The organism is Bremerella sp. JC817 (assembly GCF_040718835.1).
Taxonomy (GTDB): domain Bacteria; phylum Planctomycetota; class Planctomycetia; order Pirellulales; family Pirellulaceae; genus Bremerella.
Genome location: NZ_JBFEFG010000010.1, coordinates 1 through 431, shown reverse-complemented (window position 1 = coordinate 431; position 431 = coordinate 1). Strand labels below are relative to the sequence as shown.

The 431-nt window shown below is 65.9% G+C and carries 1 protein-coding gene; it reads right to left on the bottom strand.

Annotation, left to right across the window (positions count from 1 at the left end; translation table 11 throughout):
* Positions 1-55 precede the first annotated feature (55 nt).
* Positions 56-431: alkaline phosphatase D family protein (locus AB1L30_RS00035; protein WP_367011318.1), on the bottom strand; the 376-nt coding region annotated here is incomplete at its 5' end.

Here is a 431-nt window from a genome sequence, read left to right as displayed (position 1 = left end):
AAGGCGTGCTCACCCGCCGGGGCGGATGTTCACGACGTACCCGAATCGGCTCGGATCAACTCTGCTCGATGCTGGGGCGTCCGGCCTCGACGACGAACGACCCCTTCGTCACGACAGGGGCCCCAGGCTGGGTCACTTCCTCCACGACCTGATAATCGCTCTGCCACGATTTCGGGGTCACCGTGCATCGCACATAGCCGCGCTGCGCGTTGAAGAACCGGACTCCGGGGTTCATGGCGAGCCGTTCTTCCAGGTTGGGGAGCGTCGCGCGACCGTTGCCGCCGCTGGAGATCGAGGTCCCGACGAACTCGCTCGCCACGACGGGGGAATCCGGTTCGCGGTCGTCGACGCGCAGGTCGTTGGCCCAGTTCGAATGAATGTCGCCGGTCAGGACCACCGGGTTCGGGACCTTCCGATCCTGCAGGAACCGC